Origin of the sequence: Kribbella sp. CCNWLW201, assembly GCF_037203805.1 — a bacterium.
Lineage (GTDB): Bacteria > Actinomycetota > Actinomycetes > Propionibacteriales > Kribbellaceae > Kribbella.
In genome coordinates this window covers 82653-100074 of sequence record NZ_JBBCBQ010000006.1, presented here as the reverse complement: position 1 = coordinate 100074, position 17422 = coordinate 82653, and the positions used below count along the sequence as shown (strand labels likewise).

General features: G+C 68.7%; 18 protein-coding genes and 1 pseudogene. 1 reads left to right on the top strand and 18 read right to left on the bottom strand.

Annotation, left to right across the window (positions count from 1 at the left end):
- Positions 1 to 9: 9 nt before the first annotated feature.
- The 5 genes and pseudogenes from V9K99_RS24530 to V9K99_RS24510 form a co-directional block, all read right to left on the bottom strand.
- Positions 10 to 543, bottom strand: coding sequence for a GlxA family transcriptional regulator (locus tag V9K99_RS24530; RefSeq protein WP_337004198.1), 534 nt, complete (start codon positions 541 to 543; stop codon positions 10 to 12).
- A 77-nt stretch (positions 544 to 620) separates the two neighbouring features.
- Positions 621 to 986: pseudogene (locus V9K99_RS24525) on the bottom strand (DJ-1/PfpI family protein); the annotation flags it as partial.
- Between the two features lie 148 nt (positions 987 to 1134).
- Positions 1135 to 1905 (bottom strand): enoyl-CoA hydratase/isomerase family protein, encoded by a 771-nt coding sequence (locus V9K99_RS24520; protein ID WP_337004196.1) that lies wholly within the window; start codon positions 1903 to 1905, stop codon positions 1135 to 1137.
- A gap of 66 nt (positions 1906 to 1971) precedes the next feature.
- On the bottom strand, positions 1972 to 3570 hold the full coding sequence (abc-f, locus tag V9K99_RS24515) for a ribosomal protection-like ABC-F family protein (protein WP_337004194.1): 1599 nt from the start codon (positions 3568 to 3570) through the stop codon (positions 1972 to 1974).
- Positions 3571 to 3723: 153 nt separating this feature from the next.
- Positions 3724 to 4137 (bottom strand): zinc ribbon domain-containing protein, encoded by a 414-nt coding sequence (locus V9K99_RS24510; protein ID WP_337004192.1) that lies wholly within the window; start codon positions 4135 to 4137, stop codon positions 3724 to 3726.
- Between the two features lie 104 nt (positions 4138 to 4241).
- Here V9K99_RS24510 and ypfJ point away from each other — a divergent pair, with 104 nt between their 5' ends.
- Positions 4242 to 5147: a KPN_02809 family neutral zinc metallopeptidase gene (gene ypfJ, locus V9K99_RS24505; RefSeq protein WP_337004190.1), complete on the top strand. Its 906-nt coding sequence runs from the start codon at positions 4242 to 4244 to the stop codon at positions 5145 to 5147.
- A gap of 157 nt (positions 5148 to 5304) precedes the next feature.
- On the opposite strand, the gene V9K99_RS24500 is transcribed toward ypfJ, so the two are convergent.
- The 13 genes from V9K99_RS24500 to V9K99_RS24440 all read right to left on the bottom strand — a co-directional run bounded on the left by V9K99_RS24500 (position 5305) and on the right by V9K99_RS24440 (position 17306).
- Positions 5305 to 8304 (bottom strand): hypothetical protein, encoded by a 3000-nt coding sequence (locus V9K99_RS24500; protein ID WP_337004188.1) that lies wholly within the window; start codon positions 8302 to 8304, stop codon positions 5305 to 5307.
- Between the two features lie 36 nt (positions 8305 to 8340).
- On the bottom strand, positions 8341 to 9285 hold the full coding sequence (locus V9K99_RS24495) for a hypothetical protein (RefSeq protein ID WP_337004186.1): 945 nt from the start codon (positions 9283 to 9285) through the stop codon (positions 8341 to 8343).
- Between the two features lie 123 nt (positions 9286 to 9408).
- Positions 9409 to 10059 carry a hypothetical protein gene (locus V9K99_RS24490; protein WP_337004184.1) on the bottom strand — a complete coding sequence of 217 codons (651 nt, stop codon included), beginning with the start codon at positions 10057 to 10059 and terminating at the stop codon, positions 9409 to 9411.
- Between the two features lie 21 nt (positions 10060 to 10080).
- Positions 10081 to 10881 (bottom strand): TadE/TadG family type IV pilus assembly protein, encoded by an 801-nt coding sequence (locus V9K99_RS24485; protein WP_337004182.1) that lies wholly within the window; start codon positions 10879 to 10881, stop codon positions 10081 to 10083.
- Positions 10871 to 11371 carry a TadE/TadG family type IV pilus assembly protein gene (locus tag V9K99_RS24480; protein ID WP_337004180.1) on the bottom strand — a complete coding sequence of 167 codons (501 nt, stop codon included), beginning with the start codon at positions 11369 to 11371 and terminating at the stop codon, positions 10871 to 10873. The genes V9K99_RS24485 and V9K99_RS24480 overlap by 11 nt, the downstream gene beginning before the upstream one ends.
- A gap of 8 nt (positions 11372 to 11379) precedes the next feature.
- Complete coding sequence (locus V9K99_RS24475) at positions 11380 to 11799, bottom strand: TadE/TadG family type IV pilus assembly protein (RefSeq protein WP_337004178.1); 420 nt, start codon at positions 11797 to 11799, stop codon at positions 11380 to 11382.
- A 6-nt stretch (positions 11800 to 11805) separates the two neighbouring features.
- Complete coding sequence (locus V9K99_RS24470) at positions 11806 to 12024, bottom strand: hypothetical protein (protein WP_337004176.1); 219 nt, start codon at positions 12022 to 12024, stop codon at positions 11806 to 11808.
- Between the two features lie 90 nt (positions 12025 to 12114).
- Positions 12115 to 13035: a type II secretion system F family protein gene (locus tag V9K99_RS24465; RefSeq protein WP_337004173.1), complete on the bottom strand. Its 921-nt coding sequence runs from the start codon at positions 13033 to 13035 to the stop codon at positions 12115 to 12117.
- Positions 13032 to 13934 carry a type II secretion system F family protein gene (locus tag V9K99_RS24460; protein ID WP_337004171.1) on the bottom strand — a complete coding sequence of 301 codons (903 nt, stop codon included), beginning with the start codon at positions 13932 to 13934 and terminating at the stop codon, positions 13032 to 13034. The genes V9K99_RS24465 and V9K99_RS24460 overlap by 4 nt, the downstream gene beginning before the upstream one ends.
- A gap of 12 nt (positions 13935 to 13946) precedes the next feature.
- A complete protein-coding gene (locus V9K99_RS24455; protein ID WP_337004170.1) occupies positions 13947 to 15257 on the bottom strand; it encodes a CpaF family protein in 1311 nt (436 codons plus the stop codon).
- A complete protein-coding gene (locus V9K99_RS24450; RefSeq protein ID WP_337004168.1) occupies positions 15254 to 16057 on the bottom strand; it encodes a hypothetical protein in 804 nt (267 codons plus the stop codon). The genes V9K99_RS24455 and V9K99_RS24450 overlap by 4 nt, the downstream gene beginning before the upstream one ends.
- Entirely contained in the window at positions 16057 to 16680 is a 624-nt protein-coding gene (locus tag V9K99_RS24445; RefSeq protein WP_337004166.1) for a hypothetical protein, read from the bottom strand. Before V9K99_RS24445 ends, V9K99_RS24450 begins: the two co-directional genes overlap by 1 nt.
- Before the next feature lie 164 nt (positions 16681 to 16844).
- Complete coding sequence (locus V9K99_RS24440; protein WP_337004165.1) at positions 16845 to 17306, bottom strand: hypothetical protein; 462 nt, start codon at positions 17304 to 17306, stop codon at positions 16845 to 16847.
- Positions 17307 to 17422 lie beyond the last annotated feature (116 nt).

The following is a 17422-nucleotide window of genomic DNA, read 5'->3' as shown; positions in this document are numbered from 1 at the left end:
GGTTGCGGGTCAGCGGGGCTGGAAGGCTCGGCGGTAGGCGAGTGGGGACATGTGCAGCCGCCGGGTGAAGTGCTGGCGGAGATTGATGGCGGTGCCGAAACCGCAGTGTCTGGCGATGTCCTCGACCGGCAGCGCTGTGGTTTCGAGCAGTTCCTGGGCGTGGCGCACCCGCTGGGTAAGGAGCCATTGCAGCGGCGTCGTCCCGGTCTGCTCGCGGAACCGCCGGTTGAGGCTGCGCGGACTCATCGCCGCATGCCGTGCGATATCGGCCAGCGTCAACGGCTCCCCAACCCGGTCACGCAACCACCGCATCGTCGGCTCGAGCGAACCACTGTCATCCGCTGGTTCCCGGTGAACAATGAACTGGGCCTGATCGCCGTCGCGCTGCGGTGGAATCACGACGTGGCGGGCGACGTCGGCGGCGACCGCGGCCCCGAAATCGCTGCGCACCATGTGGATGCAGAGGTCGAGGCCGGTCGCCGCCCCGGCTGAGGTGAGTACGTCGCCGTTGTCGACGAACAACACGTTGGGGTCGACCTCCACCCGGGGAACCGCTCAGCCAGAGCCCCGGCGGAGGTCCAGTGCGTTGTCGCCCGCCGCCCGTCGAGCAGCCCGGCCGCGGCCAGCATGAACGCACCAGCGCAGATCGAAGCGATCCGCGCACCGCGGTCGTGCGCCTCGCGAAGGACATCGAGCACCTCGACGGCAGGTTCGGCGCCCGTCCGTGCGCCCGGCACGATCACGGTGTCAGCGGTCCGGACCGCGGTCAGGTCGTACGGCGCGGTGAGCCGGAACAGCTCCACTCCCCCGCGACCGGTCACGACGAGCTCAGGCCGCTCGCCACACACGATCACCTCGTACAACGGGGCGCCGTACAGCGCACCGTCCGCTGTGTCTTGCGAGTACGCGGTTCCGAACACCTGTCCCGGGATCGCGAGATCGAGGCTGTCCACGCGATCAGCGGCAACGACTGCTACCCGATGCATGACCAGAATCTATCGGAGACCGGCATTCTTGCCACTGTCGACCGCCATCGCGTCTCGCGACGATGAAGCGTGCTCCTGCTCATCCAGTTCGCCGTCTACGCCATCGCCCTCCTGCTCCTAGCCCTCCTTGGCTACCTCGCCGACCAACTCACCCGAAGCTCGCCAGCAGTTCCTTCAACCGACGCTCCTGGGCCTCCCGCTCGGCCTTCAACTGCTCCTCGTACGGTCGATCCGCGGCACCCAGCAGCAGCGCCTTCGTCTCCCGGATCGCCCCCGGCAGCGGCGCCAGCAATGCCTCAGACAGGTCCTTCACCGTCCCGGCCAACTCCTCGGCCGGTACGACGATGTTCGCCAGACCAAGCTCCTTAGCCTCGTCCGCCTCGACCCACCGTGACGTCGCGCAGATCTCGAGCGCCCGCGAATACCCGACCAGCTGCACCAGCGGCTGCGTCCCACCCAGATCCGGCACCAGCCCGAGCGCAGGCTCCCGCATGCTGAACCGGGCATCCGGCGTCACCACCCGCAGATCACACGCCAACGCCAACTGGAACCCGGCCCCGACGGCATGCCCTTGCACCGCAGCGATACTCACGAACTCCGGCCGCCGCAACCACGAGAACCCCGCCTGGAAAGCGGCGATCGTCTCGTACACCTCAGCAGCCGGCTTCGCCCCGAGTGCGAGCAACGGCTCCTCACCCTCGACGTTCTCACCCATGATGAGCCGCCGGTCGAGCCCGGCCGAGAACGACGGCCCCTCCCCCGACACGACGACCACCCGGACCTCGGATGGCAGCGTCGTACCGAAGTCAGCCAAAGCCCGCCACATCGCAGGAGTCTGTGCGTTGCGCACCTCCGGCCGGTCCAGCACGACTCGCGCCACCGGCCCGTCCACCGTCAACCGCAATCCAAGTTCCTTCATGCCCAGGAACATACGCGAAACAGACCCCGTTTCTGCGCGGTCTATGTCACCTGTGGAGAAACCCACTCAGGCCAGGGAGACCAGGTCCGCGTAGTCCTTCGACCAGAGGTCTTCGACGCCGTCCGGGAGGAGCAGGACGCGCTCCGGCTCGAGCGCCTCGACGGCACCCTCGTCGTGGGTGACGAGCACGATCGCGCCGGTGTACGAGCGAATCGCGTTCAGCACCTCGGCCCGCGAGGCCGGGTCCAGGTTGTTCGTCGGCTCGTCGAGCAGCAGCACGTTGGCCGCCGACACGACCAGAGTCGCGAGCGCGAGCCGTGTCTTCTCACCACCGGACAGCACCCGGGCCGGCTTGTCCGCGTCGTCCCCAGTGAACAGGAACGAGCCGAGCACACTCCGCGCCTGCGTCTCGTTGAGCTCCGGTGCCGCGGTCTTCATGTTCTCCAGCACGGTCCGGTTCACGTCCAGGGTCTCGTGCTCCTGGGCGTAGTACCCGAGCTTGAGCCCGTGCCCGTCGATGACCTCGCCGGTGTCCGACTTCTCGATCCCGGACAGCACCCGCAGGAGCGTGGTCTTCCCGGCACCGTTCAGTCCGAGTACGACGACGCGCGAGCCCCGGTCGATCGCCAGGTCGACGTCGGTGAAGATCTCCAGCGAGCCGTACGACTTGGACAGTTCGCGAGCCATCAACGGCGTCTTGCCGCACGGCGCCGGCGTCGGGAACGCGATCTTGGCGACGCGATCGTTCTTCCGCTCACCCTCGAGCTCGGACATCAGCCGCTCGGCCCGCCGCAGCATCTGCTGCGCGGCGGTCGCCTTGGTCGCCTTGGCGCGCATCTTGTTCGCCTGGTCGACCAGCTGGCCGGCCTTCTTCTCCGCGTTCGCCCGCTCGCGCTTGCGGCGCCGCTCGTCGGTCTCCCGCTGGGTCAGGTACGCCTTCCAGCCGACGTTGTACACATCGATCTCGGCCCGGTTCGCGTCCAGGTGGAAGACCCGGGTGACGGTCTCCTCGAGCAGGTTCACGTCGTGGCTGATCATGATCACGCCACCGGCGTACGACTTGAGGAAGTCGCGCAGCCAGACGATCGAGTCGGCGTCCAGGTGGTTGGTCGGCTCATCCAGCAGCAGCGTCTCCGCCTGCGAGAACAGGATGCGGGCCAGCTCGACGCGACGGCGCTGACCACCGGACAGCGTGCTCAATGGTTGCCCGAGCACCCGATCCGGCAGTCCGAGGTTCGCCGCGATCCGGGCCGCTTCCGCCTCGGCCGCGTACCCGCCGGCGGCATGCAGATCCGCCTCGGCCCGCTCGTACCGGCGCATACCCTTCGCGCGGGTCTTGTCGTCCGCGCTGGCCATCGACTTCTCGGCGCTGCGCATCCGCCGTACGACCTCGTCCAGACCACGCGCGGACAGGATCCGATCCCGTGCCAAGACTTCGAGATCGCCGGTGCGCGGGTCCTGCGGGAGGTAGCCGATCTCGCCGGAGGAGTTGACCGAGCCGCTGGCCGGGAGGCCTTCACCGGCCAGGATCTTGGTCAGTGTGGTCTTGCCGGCGCCGTTCCGGCCGACCAGGCCCACCTTGTCGCCCGGCCCGACCCGGAACGAGGCAGGTGCGAGCAACTGACGGGCGCCCACGCGGACCTCGAGGTTGGAGACAGTGATCATCGCGGGGCAGGCGTCCTAGCGGTCGAGGGGCGGTCGGGGTCGGTCTGTGGCGGGTCGGCAGCACTGCGTCACGACACGGCAGGAATCCCCGCACCGAGGACTAGTGTAAGTGCTCTGACGTCCTCCCCATCTGGCGGACAGGGATTCCAACAACTACGCGGAGGCAGCGTGTTGAGGTTCACGCTTCAGCGAGACCCGTACGGGCGTCTCTCTGCGTGCGCAGTGCCCGCAGACACTGCAGGTCAGCGACGTGTCCGCAGGATTGATGTTCTCGACACGACCAGCAGCTTTCTGCTGCAGCCGCTGGACGAGCAGCCCCCAGCCGTTGCCGAGGATGCCGCGGTTGAGCCCGGCCTTTGCACGACGGCGGTTCGGCAGATATCTCCCTGGTCGTTCCGGATCGGGTTTGGCTTTCGGCCGCCGGGTCATCTGGGTAATGTGCAGGTCTTCCACCCGGATGACGTCGAAGCGGCGGGCGCGGTAGGTACTGGTCTTCTCGACCCAGTCCTTGCGCCGGCCGCCGGCCCGGGCGTGCGCGGGAGACGGGTAGATGCGGTATCGGGACACGCCAGCTACCCAATCAGCCGGGACGGACAGTCCCCGATGACCGAAGGGAGGGAGTCGCGGTTCCTCCCCGCTCTGGACAACGGAGATACCCCGCGACGACTCAGGTGAAATTCAATCCGGACGCGGATCTCGACACCAGTGGTGTCGAGGACACCCGTGGGAGTGGTGGAGGCGGCGGCGGACTCCTGCCTGGCGGCATGATCCCGGTCGGTGGCGGGATCGGCGGCATCATCCTGCTCGTGATCATCGTGTTGCTGAACGGCGGCCTGCCCGGCGGCAGCGGCGGTAGCGAGGAGCCGACGGTCCGGAACACCGCCGCCGGCAATCTTGACTCGTGCAAGAAGGGCACGGACATCCAGAACAACCCGGACTGCCGGTTCGTCTTCTACCAGAACTCGATCGAGGGATTCTGGTCGGCCGAGCTACCGCGCCGGGGCAAGAAGTACACCCGGGCACCCATGCGGGTCTTCGACGGCTCGGTCAGCACCGCGTGCGGTCCGGCGACCAGCGCGGTCGGGCCGTTCTACTGCCCGGGCGACAAGCGGGTGTACCTGGACCTCGGGTTCTTCCAGACGCTGCAGACCGAGCTCGGCGCCAAGGGTGGCAACTTCGCCGAGGCGTACGTCGTTGCGCACGAGTACGGGCACCACATCCAGAACCTGTACGGCATCCTCGGCCGGATCAAGACCCGCAACGGGCCGACGTCCGACGCGGTCCGCTCAGAGCTCCAGGCGGACTGCCTGGCCGGCATCTGGACCAACCACGCGACCACCGTCCCGGACAAGGACGGCGACACCTTCATCAGCGGTCTCACCGAGGACGACATCAGCCGAGGCCTGGACGCCGCCGCATCGGTCGGCGACGACCGCATCCAGGAGAAGACGCAAGGCCAGGTCAACCCCGAAAGCTTCAGCCACGGCACCGCCGAGCAGCGCATGAAGTGGTTCAAAACCGGCATGGACTCCGGCGACATGCAGTCCTGCGACACCTGGTCCGCCAACACGCTCTAACCAAACCCTGCCCCCTGAGTTGGGGGGTTGCCCCCTCAGATTCCCAGTGGGCAACCCCCCAACTCGGGGGTTGCCCATCGAGTTGGGGGGTTGTCGCAGTACGACGGAGCGCGCTGGACTCCGGTGGTTGCGGCGTACAGGGCGGGTCGTTTGAGGGTCAGGCGACTGCGGCGGGGCGGTGGTAGCCGGGCAGGAGTTCGTCTACCAGGGCGTCGGTTTCGGGTTCGGGGCCTCGGGGGGCGCCGTGGCGGGTGAGGGCGGCGTACATCTGGGTGGCGACGTTGGTGACGTCGGCCGAGGTGCCGAAGTGGGAGGCCAGGCGGAGGGTGGCTCGCCAGAGTTCTTCCGAGGCCGGCGAGAAGCTGAGGCCGGTCTGGAGGGCCGTGCGGGCCAGGTTGCCGTCGTTGTGGCTGAGTGAGGCATCCGCCAGCCTGAGTGCGGCGTCGACGACCGCCTCCGCCATCCGGCGCTCGATACCCGAGGCGGCGAGCCAGGAGTACCGGCCGGCCGGCAGGTTCGACCAGGACGGGCCGTGCACCAGACCCAGGGCCGTCGACAGCGGCTCACGCGGGTCGTCCATCATCGTCGCCTGCTTGGCCAGCGTCCGGAACACGTCCCAGTCGACCCGGACCACACTGCGGTTCAGCATCCAGCGGCCGGACTCGTCGGCGTACATCGCGTCGACACCGACCCAGCGGCGAGTGTGCTCGAGCGCCGCGTCCCGCAGCTCCTGACTGATCCCGCGCGGCCAGATCGCGCCGGCCAGTACGTTCGGGTGTACGCCGTAGTCCTGGCTGGCCAGGAACGCGATGATCTCGGTCGACAGCTGGATCCGGCCCTCGTCGATGCTGCCGCGGGCGTCCACCTCGACCGGTCCGAGCAGGTCCACCTCGACCGGCGCGGGCCTGCTCAGATCGGTACTGGCGAACTCGTACGCCGGCACGTCCTGCTCGGCCCGGCGCTTGTCCAGCGAGTCGGACTCGGCCGCCTCGAACAGCGCGACCAGGTCGGCGAACTGGGCCGGATCGATGCTGTGGGCATCGACCTCGAGGCCGAGCAGCCGGCAGACGGCCTCGTTCTTCTCGTCCACCACGAACCGCCACGGCGCGCTGATCACGTCGCCGACCACGACCACGGAGATGCTGCGCCGGTGGTCCGCGGCCAGCCGGTTCAGCTGGTCCTGCTCCTCCGGCGACGGCGGCGCGGACACCACGATGATCTCCGCACCCCACAGTGCAGCGTCCGGATCGACCATCCGGGCCTCGGCCACCGAACCCAGGTCGCGTCGGGCGCACGCCTGCACCTGTGCATCCGTCCGACCGCTGACCTCGGCGATCGCGTCGTCCAGCCGGACCCAGTAGCTCAGCCGGCTCGGCGCCAGCGCCGACAGGTCGTCGCCGAACCCGACCATCCTGATGTGCGCACCCTGCGACCACAGGTTGGTCGCCAACTCGACCGCGAGCGAACCGACCACGTCGCGGGATGCGTTGTTCACCCCGCCGAAGCTGACGATCCCGTTCGCGGTGTCCAGGTCGACCAGCACGGTCGCGCCGTCCGCGTTCCGCCCGATCGTGACCAGGGTCGGGTACGGAGCCGGCGCGGTGACCTCACCTGTTGGCGCGTAGGCCCGCCGGAGCGTCCACCGGGTGCCGTCGGCAATCGACTGCCACGGCCCGGGCGGCGGAGTCTGGGCCTCGTACGGGTCGAGCACGAGCGTCAGCGCGCGGTCCGTCACCAGAGCGGCGACGACCTTCGGCATCGGTCGGCTCGCCTGGGTCATCGAGGCACCGAGCTGCCGCAGTGCGTTGTCGACGAATTGAGCGGTCGGAATGTCGGCCGCGAGCCGCAGACCGATCTCGGTCTGCCGGTGCCCGGCCGCCTTCGGACCCGGCCCCTGTGCCCAGCCCCGGCGCCGCTTCAGCGCCAGCGCGAGACCGGCCGCGAGCAGGGTGGCACCGAAACCGTAGATCCCGGCCTGGGTCGCATCGAACCCGCCGTCCTCGACCGCGACCGGAACCGGCTCGGGCACCTTGGTGCCGCCGGCCGCCGGGTCGCCCGGCGCGGACTCCGTCGTACCGGGACCGTGCGGGGCGACTGAGATCCCCGGCTCGCCCGGCTTCACGTTCTTCCCACCCGGGTCCCGCGTCGCGCTGCCGATGCTCACCGACGAGCCCGCTTCGGTGCCCTGCTCGGACCAACGGCTGCCCGATCCCGGCTCCGTCTTCGTCCCGGTCGTCGTACCCGAGCCCGTCTTGGTGCCGGTCGAGGTCTTCGTGCCGGTCGATGGCGTGGTCTTCGTGCCCGTGCTCGTGCTGTGGTCGATCTTGACCCGGACCGTGTGTACCCCGGCGCCCTTGGCGTCGGCGGGCAGGCGGACCTGCCAGCCCGGCAGGATCAGGTCCGGGTTCGTCAGCCGGCGGCCGTCGGGCTGCAGTTTGTTCTTGTTGAGCTCGTAGATCTCCTTGTACCGACGACCCTCACCCAGATACCGCTCGGCGATGTCCCACAGGCAGTCGTAGTTCCGGCCCTGCGGCGGGCGGACCTCGGTGTACTTGACCACCTGGCCCTTGTCGTCGCTGTTGGTCCGTACGCCGGTATGCGTCGTGGTGCCCTGGTTGCCGCTGAGCACCGAACTGCGCTTCTCGGTCTGACGGAACGAGTCACGCGACTCCTGGTCGCCGCCGTGCGTCGCGGTCGCCACGGTCGGCGAGCCGGTGTTCGAGGTGGTCACGGCGTTGGCGACCGGCAGGCTGACACTGGCGGCAGCACCGATCAGTACGACGGTGGAGATGAGGCGGCGGGCAAGACTTTGCGAACCACCGCCGAGCGGAACGCGTGGCGACAGACCGTGGCCGCGGATCTCAGCCACCACCTCCGCGATCAGGCAGATGACGAAGTGCAGCCAGGCGATCCAGATGACGACCGCGATGATGCCGAGGACGGTCTCGATGCTGAGCTCGCTGAACAGGACGTCGCGGCTCGGCAGCTGCTCCGGCCACGGCGTACCGAAGAACCGCAGCAGGACGTACGGGACCCCGCCGACGATCGCCAGGATCGCGAGCAGCGCGACGAAGCCCTTCAGCCGGTCCGCGCCCGGGCTCCCCGACCGCTGCTGCGGCAACCGCGCCGCCTGCACCGGCTCATTCGCCTTCACCATCGTGGTCCCTCCATGTCCGACAGCGGACCCCCACCATCACCCACCGATCGCCTGCACTTCCTGCACAGGCAACCGCTGTACCGCGCGCACGTTCGCCTGGCCGATCGGCTGCCAGCCGTCGCCCTGCCCGACCCAGTACGAGACCTCCCAGGTGATCGTCAGCTTCACCGTGTACATGCCGTCGGGCTGGGAGGCGCTCGATCGCAGGTACGTGTGCTTGCACGTGCTCATCTGGTTGAACGGGTCTTTGGTCTCGTCGTACCCGTCCGCGTCGTCGACCGGCGTCGCGCCCATCAGGCAGGTGAACGGTTTCGACCCGTCACCGGGGTCGACCGTCATCTTCACGACCATTCCCCGCATCGTCAGGTTGTGCGTGGGGTCGTAGAACCCGCTGTCCAGTTCACCCTTCGCGGGATCGTTCTGGAGGACGAGCGAGCTCTCGGCCGTCAGCGAGAAGTAGGCGGGCACGTTGACCCGCGGCGTGAACGTCGGCTTGACCTGCAGCGCCGGCGGCGGATAGTTGCTCTCGAAACGCCACCAGAACTGCTCCATGTAGTCCGGGAACGGGCACTGGTTGCGCTCGGCCTCGTTCACCGGGACGTACGCGCGCTCCAGATGCGCGTTGGCGCCGCCGTTGTAGGTGTTCAGGTCGTAGTCGGTGATCGTGATCCGGAGCACCCAGCTCTTGCCCTCCGGCGCCTGCGGCAGGTGGATCCCGTCCGGGATGTCGAAGTCGCGGCACGGGATGAACGGCCGGCCGTTGAGCTTCTGCCGCCAGGTCTGCGGAGGTGGCCCGTCACCGGGAATGTAGTACTTGCCGGAGCTGCAGTAGGCACCGAAGCCGATCGAGTTGACGTACATGCTGCAGACCCTGTTGCCGCTGTGGATCGTGTCGGCGGCGGCCGTCGTAGCGGGGACGGCCATCAGCAGGGCGAGTACGGCGCTCAGGACCAGCAGTCCACGGCCCACTCGGTTCCGCATCCTCACTCCCCAGACTCGTCTAGGCGCAGATTATCTTCGACCAGGGGCATCATGCCCGTTGCTCTCTGCCTCGTCACCTTTTCGGAATGTGCCCATTCTCCCTGTGCACAGCCCCCTTCTGATCTAGGCCGGATAGTTCACCCGCGCGCAGTTGACACCCTTCGACGGCGCCAGCCGGTACGGCAACCAGCCGAGGCCGGTCTTGATCATGTCGATGACCTGCGGTGAGCCCTGCGGCGCCACCACGGTCCACTGCTTCGCCTTCGGATCCCAGTACTGCGTTGTCTGCGATCGGCACGTCTTCACCCGAACGGTGCCGTCCGACTGACTCTGAACGCCGAGAACGACCACGCTGCCCGGTGGCCGCATCACCCAACCGTTGCGCTGGGCATCCACAATCGCCTGCGAGGTGTCGGCGTAGAAGAACGACGGGAACGACTTCTTCAGGATGGTGTCGTCGCGGGCGACCAGCGCCTGGAAGTACAGCGGGTAGCTCTGCACGAGCCCTTGTACGGCGGGGTTCGACCGGTAGCTCCCGGCGACGACGGTGACTTGGACCTTGCGTGGCGCGGTCGTGGCCGTGGTCTTCGGCTGAGAGGGGACCGTGGTCGGCGTACTGGCACCGGTGGTCGGTGTGCTCGATGTCGTGCTGCTGGATCCGCCGGGATCGTCCACCGGGACCGGGCGGCCACCATCGTTCGGGTTGCCTCCGCCGCAGCCGGTCAGGACGAGGGCGCCGGCCAGGACGGCTGAGGGAAGGAGGGGGCTTCGCACGGGTGACATTCCTTCGGGGCTCTAGCGGCTCGGCGGGAGGGAGTTCTGCGGCGGCTGCACACCGGCCGGCGCTCCCCCGCCGGGTGGCGCGGTGCTGCTGTTCGGCGGACCGGGCGGTTCGGTGGGGTTGGTCGGGTCGGTCGGTTCGGTCGGCCCTGTGGGGCTCGGGGTGATGCTCGGCGTGCAGGTCGCCGGGAAGGGCAACGGCTCCAGCGTCCAGGTCGGCGTCGGCGAGCCGATCGTCCATTCCGGGCACGGAAGGTCGAGCGTCGGCGGGACCGCGGTGCTGATCGGCGCGCCAGGACCGTCGGTGGTGCGCTCCACCACGATCGGCGGGATGGTGGGGCTGTCGTCGGACTTCTTGATGCCTTGTTCGGCGTGGGCGGTGCCGATGCCGCTGGCCTTGAGGTTCTGTTTGCCGATCAGGCCGAGGAAGGTCGTCTTGTTGTTGATGGCGACCGTGATGTCGACCTGTTCCTCGGTCAGTTTGGTCGGCCCGCAGGAGGTGACGGCCGGGTCGTTGGAGGACACCTGGGCGCAGAAGGCGGCGATCGCGGTCGCGGCCTTGGCGGTGTCGATCTTGGCCTCGGCGGTGTTCAGCTGGATGCTCGCGGCGCCGACCCGGGCCGCCTCCTGGGCATAGCCGACCGCGCGGGACCTGGCGCCGAGCTGACGTCCGCCGTCGATCACCAGGCCGGCCAGGGTGAAGATCATCACCGCGAGGATCGCCACCGCGGGGCTGAGCGCACCGCGGCCGATCGTCAGTCGATGGTTGCTGGGGGCATCGATCCGGAAGAAGTCCACGATGCGGTCAGGAGCCATCGCGAACCCCTCGGTAGGGGTCCACCGACGAGCTGAACCGCTTGGTGATCGTGGTGTCGCCGCCGATCCCGAGCAGGCCGAGATCGCGGTAGTCGATCGTGCAGGTGACCTCGACGGACAACGGCGTACCGGCGGCGAAGTCGGTGGTGATGGTGCCGCTCGCGGTCTCCTTGCAGGACTTGAAGGCCTGGCTCATCGTCCGGTCCACCGCGTCGTCGACGCGCCCCTGGGCCTCCCCCAGCGAGCGGGCCTGGCTGGCCGACCGGGCGCCGTCGCGGGCGGCGCTCTCCAGCAGCGACGAGGTCTGGAAGTACCGTCCGCAGGCGAGCAGGAACATGAACAGGATCAGCAGGATCGGCGCCAGCACCGCCAGCTCGAGCGCCATCGTGCCCTGCTCGGTCGGCTTCCGGTGCCGGCCCGCTGTGCGGACGTATCGCACCACCGGACGGGCATGGCGGGGTGGACGACGGATCCCCAGCTTCCGCTCCATGTCCTCACTCACTTGTCGTCGGCCTCGAACTGCTCGATCGGCCCGGTCGCGGTCCGCTCCACGTGCAGCGTCAGCCCGGGAACGAGCGAGACGGTGTCACCGGTCACCGTGAACGAGACCATGCCCTCCGGGTTGTTGTACGACGGCGGTTCGACGTCCGCGTTTTGCAACGTCGTGCCGCCGAGCTGCTCGGCGTACGCCTTGATGTCGGCCCGGACCTGCTCACCGACACCGGTCGTGTAGACCGGCGGCTGAACCAGCCGCAGGCGCGAAACACCTTCCTGTGCCGCGTTCAGCGCGACCGACCGCCCGTACAGCCACAGGGCGGTCTGGATCGACATGAAGATCAGCGCCAGGATCAGCGGTGCCAGGATGGCCAGCTCGAGCGAGGTGGCACCCCGCTCGGACCGCCGTCCTCGACGGAACACCAAGGATCAGCCGTTCTCGATCTCGCCGGTGCGCTTGTCGATGACGCGGCGGACGACCAGGCCGATCGCCAGCGCGGCCGCGACCAGGATGGCCGAGATGATGGCCCACTCCAGCGCGGAGGCGCCGAGCTGGGTCCGTCCCTGCCGAGCCCGGGCCCGTTGGGTGTGGGCCCGCGCGATCGCGTAGCCGGCCATCGCGCGCCAGAACTGCAGTTCCGATGTCATCCGTATGCCTTCCCAGTCATGAGGCCACGTGCGGGCCTCAGTATGCCCTGTACGACGGACGGTTTCGCCCGCTGGATCCCTTACCCACCATCAGTTCCCGAGGATCGCGATTCCGGCGGGAAAACCGAGGAACAACATGAACGCGGCACACATGACGAGCTGCGCGACCAGCATCGACTGGGACCGCTCCCCCGCCTTGCCCTCGACGTCGGCGAGCTCCTTGCGTCGCAGCGACGCCGCCCGGGCCAGCAGCGAGGCCCGGATCTTCGCGCCCTCGTCACCGGCCAGTGCCAACGCCGAGGCGAGGTCGCGCAGTTCCTCGACGCCGAGGTCCTCGCCCAGCCGGGCCATCGCGTCCCACGGCGTGATGCCGATCAGCCGGGCGTTCGCCAGCGCCTGCCGGATCCTGGCCATCGCCCAGTGGTCGCCGATGGTGGACGCCGTCATCAGCGCCTCCGGCAGGCCGCGGCCGCCGGCCAGGTTCATCGCGACCAGGTCGAGGAAGCTGCCGACCACGTGCCGGAAGTCGCGCCGCCGCGCCTCCGCCTCCTGCCGCAACGCCAGGTCGGGCAGGAAGAACGCGAACGTCATCGCGGCCAGTGTCACGATCGCCGGGGTCGCGCCGGGTGCGGTGAGCCCGAGCCCGGAGAACAGGAACAGCACGATCGGGATGAACAGCATCGCGCCGAGCGCGAAGAACACCTTGGTGGCGAGCATCGCGGCGAACGGCTGGTTCATCACCGCGAGGTCGCGACGCAACCTGCCGAACGCCCAGCCGCGCGCGTTCGCCTCGAACTCCAGCCGCCGGCCGAGTGACTCCTTAGCCCGGTCGAAACCGCCGAGCACCCGTTCCCCGGCCGCGCTCGTCGTCGCGGCGTTCGCATAGCCACCCCGCCCGGCGTCGATCCGGGCAATGGTCGACAACACGTTCGTCGACGGCCGGATGAACATCCGCACCAGCAGGTACACGCCCAGGCCGACCAGGCCACCGGTGATGAAAGCCCACGTCATCCGCCCACCACCTCCATCCGGTCGTCGCCGGCCCGCTTGGCCCGCTTGTCCTTACTGCCGATCAGGAACCGCTCGGGGACCTCGATCTTGGCCAGCTTCCGCAGCCAGACCAGCCCGAGCGCATACAACGTGATCACGATGAACAGCACGAACTGCCCGATGAAGCTGGTGTACGGCGCGACGTACGTCGGGTTGAACAGGACCAGTGCTGCCGCGACCACCAGCGTGATCGCCACGACCACCTGGACCGAGCGCCGGGTCGACCGCCGTTCGGCCGCGACCTTCCGTCGTACGTCGAGTTCCTCGCGCGCCGAGTCGGCGAGAGCGGTCAGCACTTCACGCAGACCCGGACCACGCAGCCGGGAGTTCAGCACCAGGGCGGCGACGATCAGGTCGGCGGACGGGTCGTCCAGGTCGTCGGCGAACCGCATCAGTGCCGAAGGCAACGGTTCGCGGATGCGCAGCCGGTCGACCAGCAGGTTCAGGCCGGGCTTGATCGCGGGCGCCGCGTTCACGGCGGTGGCCGGGATCGCCTGCTCCAGACCGACTGCGCCGGCGATCGTGTCGCGCAGTGCCTCGGTCCAGGTGGCCAGCGCCTCCAGCCGTTCGATCGCGCGGCGTTCCTCACCGGTGCCGCCGAAGAAGCGGTCGGCGAGCGCGGCCAGCAGGCCGAGTGCGACCGCGAGCACCAGCCAGCGGGTCACGACCAGCACCAGCAGACCGACGCCGATGCCGGCGCCGAGCCGGATCAGGTTCTTGCGCCCGTCGACATTGCTGTGGTGGAAGATCGACGGGGTCGCCTGCCGCGGGTAGGTGCCGCGGAGGGCGACGACCAGCAGCAGGAGCGCGCCGCCGACCACCGCTCCGCAGAGCAGTGCGAGCAGGGTCCGGTCGTTCATCGCGGCCTCACCTCACGCCCAGCTTCCGTGCACGAGCGGCTGATACCCGAAGTGCTCGAGTTCATCCATGCAGGCGATCGGCGCGTGTGCGGCCGCCCGGCCGTCCGCGCCCGGTGCGAACACCTCACCGGACAGCACCCGGCCGTCCCAGCCGGTCACCTCACGGATGCTCTCGATGTACCGGCTCAGGCCGCCGCCGCGCTGGTAGTCGTTCTGCTTGCGGACGAACACGACGAAGTCGAGCGCACCGGAGATCAGCATCTGGGTGGCCTCCATCGGCAGCCGTTCCCTCGCCTGGATCGCGTAGGTGCTGATCCGGTTGAACACCTCGACCGAGCTGTTCGAGTGGATCGTCGACAGCGAGCCGTCGTTGCCCTGGCTCATCGCGTTCAGCATGGTGACGATCTCGTCGCCGAGCACCTCACCGACGATGACGCGGCTCGGGTTCATCCGGAGCGAACGGCGGACCAGGTCGGCCATGCTGACCTCGCCGACGCCCTCGGAGTTCGGTAGCCGCTCCTCGAACGCGACCACGTTCGGGTGCAGGTCCTTGAACTCGCCAAGGCCGAGCTCGAGCGAGCGCTCCACCGTGATCAGCCGCTCGTGCCGCGGGATCTCGTTCGCCAGCGCACGCAGCAGTGTCGTCTTCCCGGAGTTCGTCGCGCCCGCGATCATGATGTTCTTCCGGGCCGCGACCGCCGACCGCAGAAAGGACCCGACGTCGTCGGACATGGTGCCGTTGGCAACCAGATCGCGCAGGAACACGCGGCCGAGGCGAGCCCGGCGGATCGACACGGCCGGACGCGCGGTGACGCCCATGACGGCGGACAACCGGGATCCATCCGGCAGCCGGAGGTCGAGTTGCGGGTTGGCCGAGTCGAACGGGCGGCTGGTCAGGCCCGCGTGGGCGGCCAGCACCTGGATCAGCTCGACCAGTTCCTCGTCGCTCTCGGCGACCGGACCCGGGTTCTCCTCGCGACCGTCGCCGTACTGGACGAAGACCTGGTCGCAGCCGTTGATGTCGATGTTCTCGACCTCGGGGTCGTCGATCAGCGGCTGGAGCCGGCCGACCCCGAACAGCGCCGAGTGGATCGCGCCGGCGATCTGTGCGTCGTCGTCCGGCGTAGGCGGTGTCCGGCCCTCGGCCAGCTCGTAGCGGGCATGGTCCTCGAGCACCTGCACGATCAGCGAGCGGGCGTACTCACGCTCGTCCTCGGCACTCATCGGCGGTACGCCGTTCACCTGGTCGCGGCGACGCTGTTCGTTCAGTCGCTCGGCAACCTGGACCCGCAGCTTGCGGACCAGCTCCTGATCGGCGCTCATCTATCCCACTCCTGCGGTGGGAAGGCGGCCTGCGCCATGTCGAACTCGTGCTGCGGCGGCGCCGCGACCAGCGCGGCCATCTCCGCGGTGATGTCGGTCGCGGACCGGATCAGCTGCGTCTTGTCGAGCCGGCCGTGACCGCGCCCGTCGAAGAACGCCGCACCCATCGGGTCGTAGGCCAGGTGCCACCTGTGCCGCACTGGCACGGACATGGCGTCCAGCACAGTCCACACCTGCTTGACCGCGTCACGCCGCTTCGGGTCCGCCACCACGACCACACCGAGCTGTGCGTCGACATGGTGCACCAGTGACGCCAGTCGCTCGCGCAGATGCGCCACCGACGAGCCAGTCGCCGTACAGACAAGGACTACGAGGCGAGCGGACTGGACGATGGGCAGTTGCGGGGACGACGCGCCGATGCGACCACAGTCGGCCAGTACGTCGCCGTGCTGCATCTGGTTGAACGAGATGCCGAGCGGATGCCACAGGCCGCCCATACCGCCGACCTGCTCGGGTGAACGAACACCCAGCATGACGTCGAGTCCACCGTCGAGCTGCTGGCTGTGCGCGAGGATCACCTCGTCACTGAGGCCTTTACGGCTGGCTGCGGCCAGACTGACCAGACCGCGGTCCGAGTTCAGTGGCGCGCCTCCCGGTGCGGTCATCCGGACCGCGACGTCGCTGCCGGCCGGGTCGCACTCAGCCAACAGCACCTGCCGCGGCCAGAGCGCACCGAAGACGAGACTGGCGGTCGTCACCCCGGGCGAGCCCTTTGCGCTAGCCAGTGCCACCAGAGCCATCAACCAGCTCCGTCGGTGCGGGAGACCTCGGGCTTGGTGGCCGGGCTGAGCTTCACCAGGACCAGCGTCTTCGCCGCCGCGGCCGCCGCGACTGCGGTCGCCTTGTCACTTGGGACCAGGACGGTCACGTTCAGGGTGGTGTTGGCGTTGGTCTTCGCGTCCGCGATCGCCCCCGAGCTGGCCGTCACCTCGGCTGCCGCGACCAACGGCGTGGCCGGCGAGGCGTCCTGGTTCGCGGTAGGAACGCGGATCACTTGCACGATGTCGCCGACACCGATCCCGTCCGACGGCGCGCGACCGCCTTCCAAACTCACGCCCACCAGCGCACCGCCGGCCGGGATGGGCGGCGACTTGGTCAAGTTGGCCGGCGTGAGGAACTGGTCCTTGTAGAGCGTCGTCGTCGTGTATTGGCCGATGTAGGCCTCGGCCTCCGACCACGGGATCATGCCACCGGTCGCGCCGGCCAGGTCTCCGCGGGACAGATCCTTTCGCTCCAGTTTGTGACCGGGTTCGAGTTGGTCGGCGGCGATCGCGACGAAGTCGGACCGGTTGCCACTGTTCACCGCGATCAGGGCGGACCCGGCCGCGCCCAGCAGGATCAGGATGACGGCGAGGGCGGCCAAGGCGGGACGGCGTTCCCGGCTGCCCGGCAGGCGGTTTGGACCACTGCCTGCCGATCTGCCCGTTCCGCGGGTGCCTTGGGAGGAAGTACGCGTGGAGGACGAGAGACTCACGCGCCCTACCGTAGTGGCAGCGAGGTGCCATCCGGGACACGCGGCCAGCGCCGTTACCGGCTCGCGACCCGCTCCTGTTCCTCCGACGTCAACAGGTCGGTGAAGGCCCCCGGCCCGCCGTACAACTGGTCTAGATAACTAAACAGTCCCTGCAGTCCGAGCCCGACCTCGCGCTGCCATCCGTCGGCGCCTTCGAGCTGCGTCGCGAGCGCCCGTCCCTCGGCGAGCGTGACGGCCGCGTTCACCGGCTGCACGAGTCGCTCGCCGTCCTCATCCGGTACGACGGACCTACCGCGAACCCGCCGTACGGCGCCGGCCAGCGCGGACCGCTCCGGATCGGGCAGCAGCCGGTCGAATCCGACGGAACCGTGGAGCCGGTCGAGGTAGTCACACAGAGCGAGGAACAACTCGACGGCGTCGTACTCCGGACCGGTGGTGGCCACGTGCCGCAACTGGGCCACCAGGCTCCGGGCCTCGGGGACACTCCACTCAGACAATCCCAACCGGTCGGTCATGTGACGATCGTAGGAGGCGCAGCGCAGGTAAATCGTTAACAGCTTGGGTGAGCTGAGTGGCTGGCTGGTAACCGAAAGTTTGCTAAATTCCGGAACCACGAGGTCTCGGTGACAAC

Excerpts from the sequence above, each read along its gene's own strand:
- V9K99_RS24450 (WP_337004168.1), bottom strand. The coding sequence starts at position 16,057 with ATGGCTCTGGTGGCACTGGCTAGCGCAAAGGGCTCGCCCGGGGTGACG.
- V9K99_RS24500 (WP_337004188.1), bottom strand. The coding sequence starts at position 8,304 with ATGGTGAAGGCGAATGAGCCGGTGCAGGCGGCGCGGTTGCCGCAGCAG.
- V9K99_RS24480 (WP_337004180.1), bottom strand. The coding sequence starts at position 11,371 with ATGGAGCGGAAGCTGGGGATCCGTCGTCCACCCCGCCATGCCCGTCCG.
- V9K99_RS24440 (WP_337004165.1), bottom strand. The coding sequence starts at position 17,306 with ATGACCGACCGGTTGGGATTGTCTGAGTGGAGTGTCCCCGAGGCCCGG.
- V9K99_RS24460 (WP_337004171.1), bottom strand. The coding sequence starts at position 13,934 with ATGAACGACCGGACCCTGCTCGCACTGCTCTGCGGAGCGGTGGTCGGC.
- V9K99_RS24485 (WP_337004182.1), bottom strand. The coding sequence starts at position 10,881 with ATGGCTCCTGACCGCATCGTGGACTTCTTCCGGATCGATGCCCCCAGC.
- V9K99_RS24495 (WP_337004186.1), bottom strand. The coding sequence starts at position 9,285 with ATGCGGAACCGAGTGGGCCGTGGACTGCTGGTCCTGAGCGCCGTACTC.
- abc-f (WP_337004194.1), bottom strand. The coding sequence starts at position 3,570 with ATGATCACTGTCTCCAACCTCGAGGTCCGCGTGGGCGCCCGTCAGTTG.
- V9K99_RS24465 (WP_337004173.1), bottom strand. The coding sequence starts at position 13,035 with ATGACGTGGGCTTTCATCACCGGTGGCCTGGTCGGCCTGGGCGTGTAC.
- V9K99_RS24470 (WP_337004176.1), bottom strand. The coding sequence starts at position 12,024 with ATGACATCGGAACTGCAGTTCTGGCGCGCGATGGCCGGCTACGCGATC.
- V9K99_RS24455 (WP_337004170.1), bottom strand. The coding sequence starts at position 15,257 with ATGAGCGCCGATCAGGAGCTGGTCCGCAAGCTGCGGGTCCAGGTTGCC.
- V9K99_RS24520 (WP_337004196.1), bottom strand. The coding sequence starts at position 1,905 with ATGAAGGAACTTGGATTGCGGTTGACGGTGGACGGGCCGGTGGCGCGA.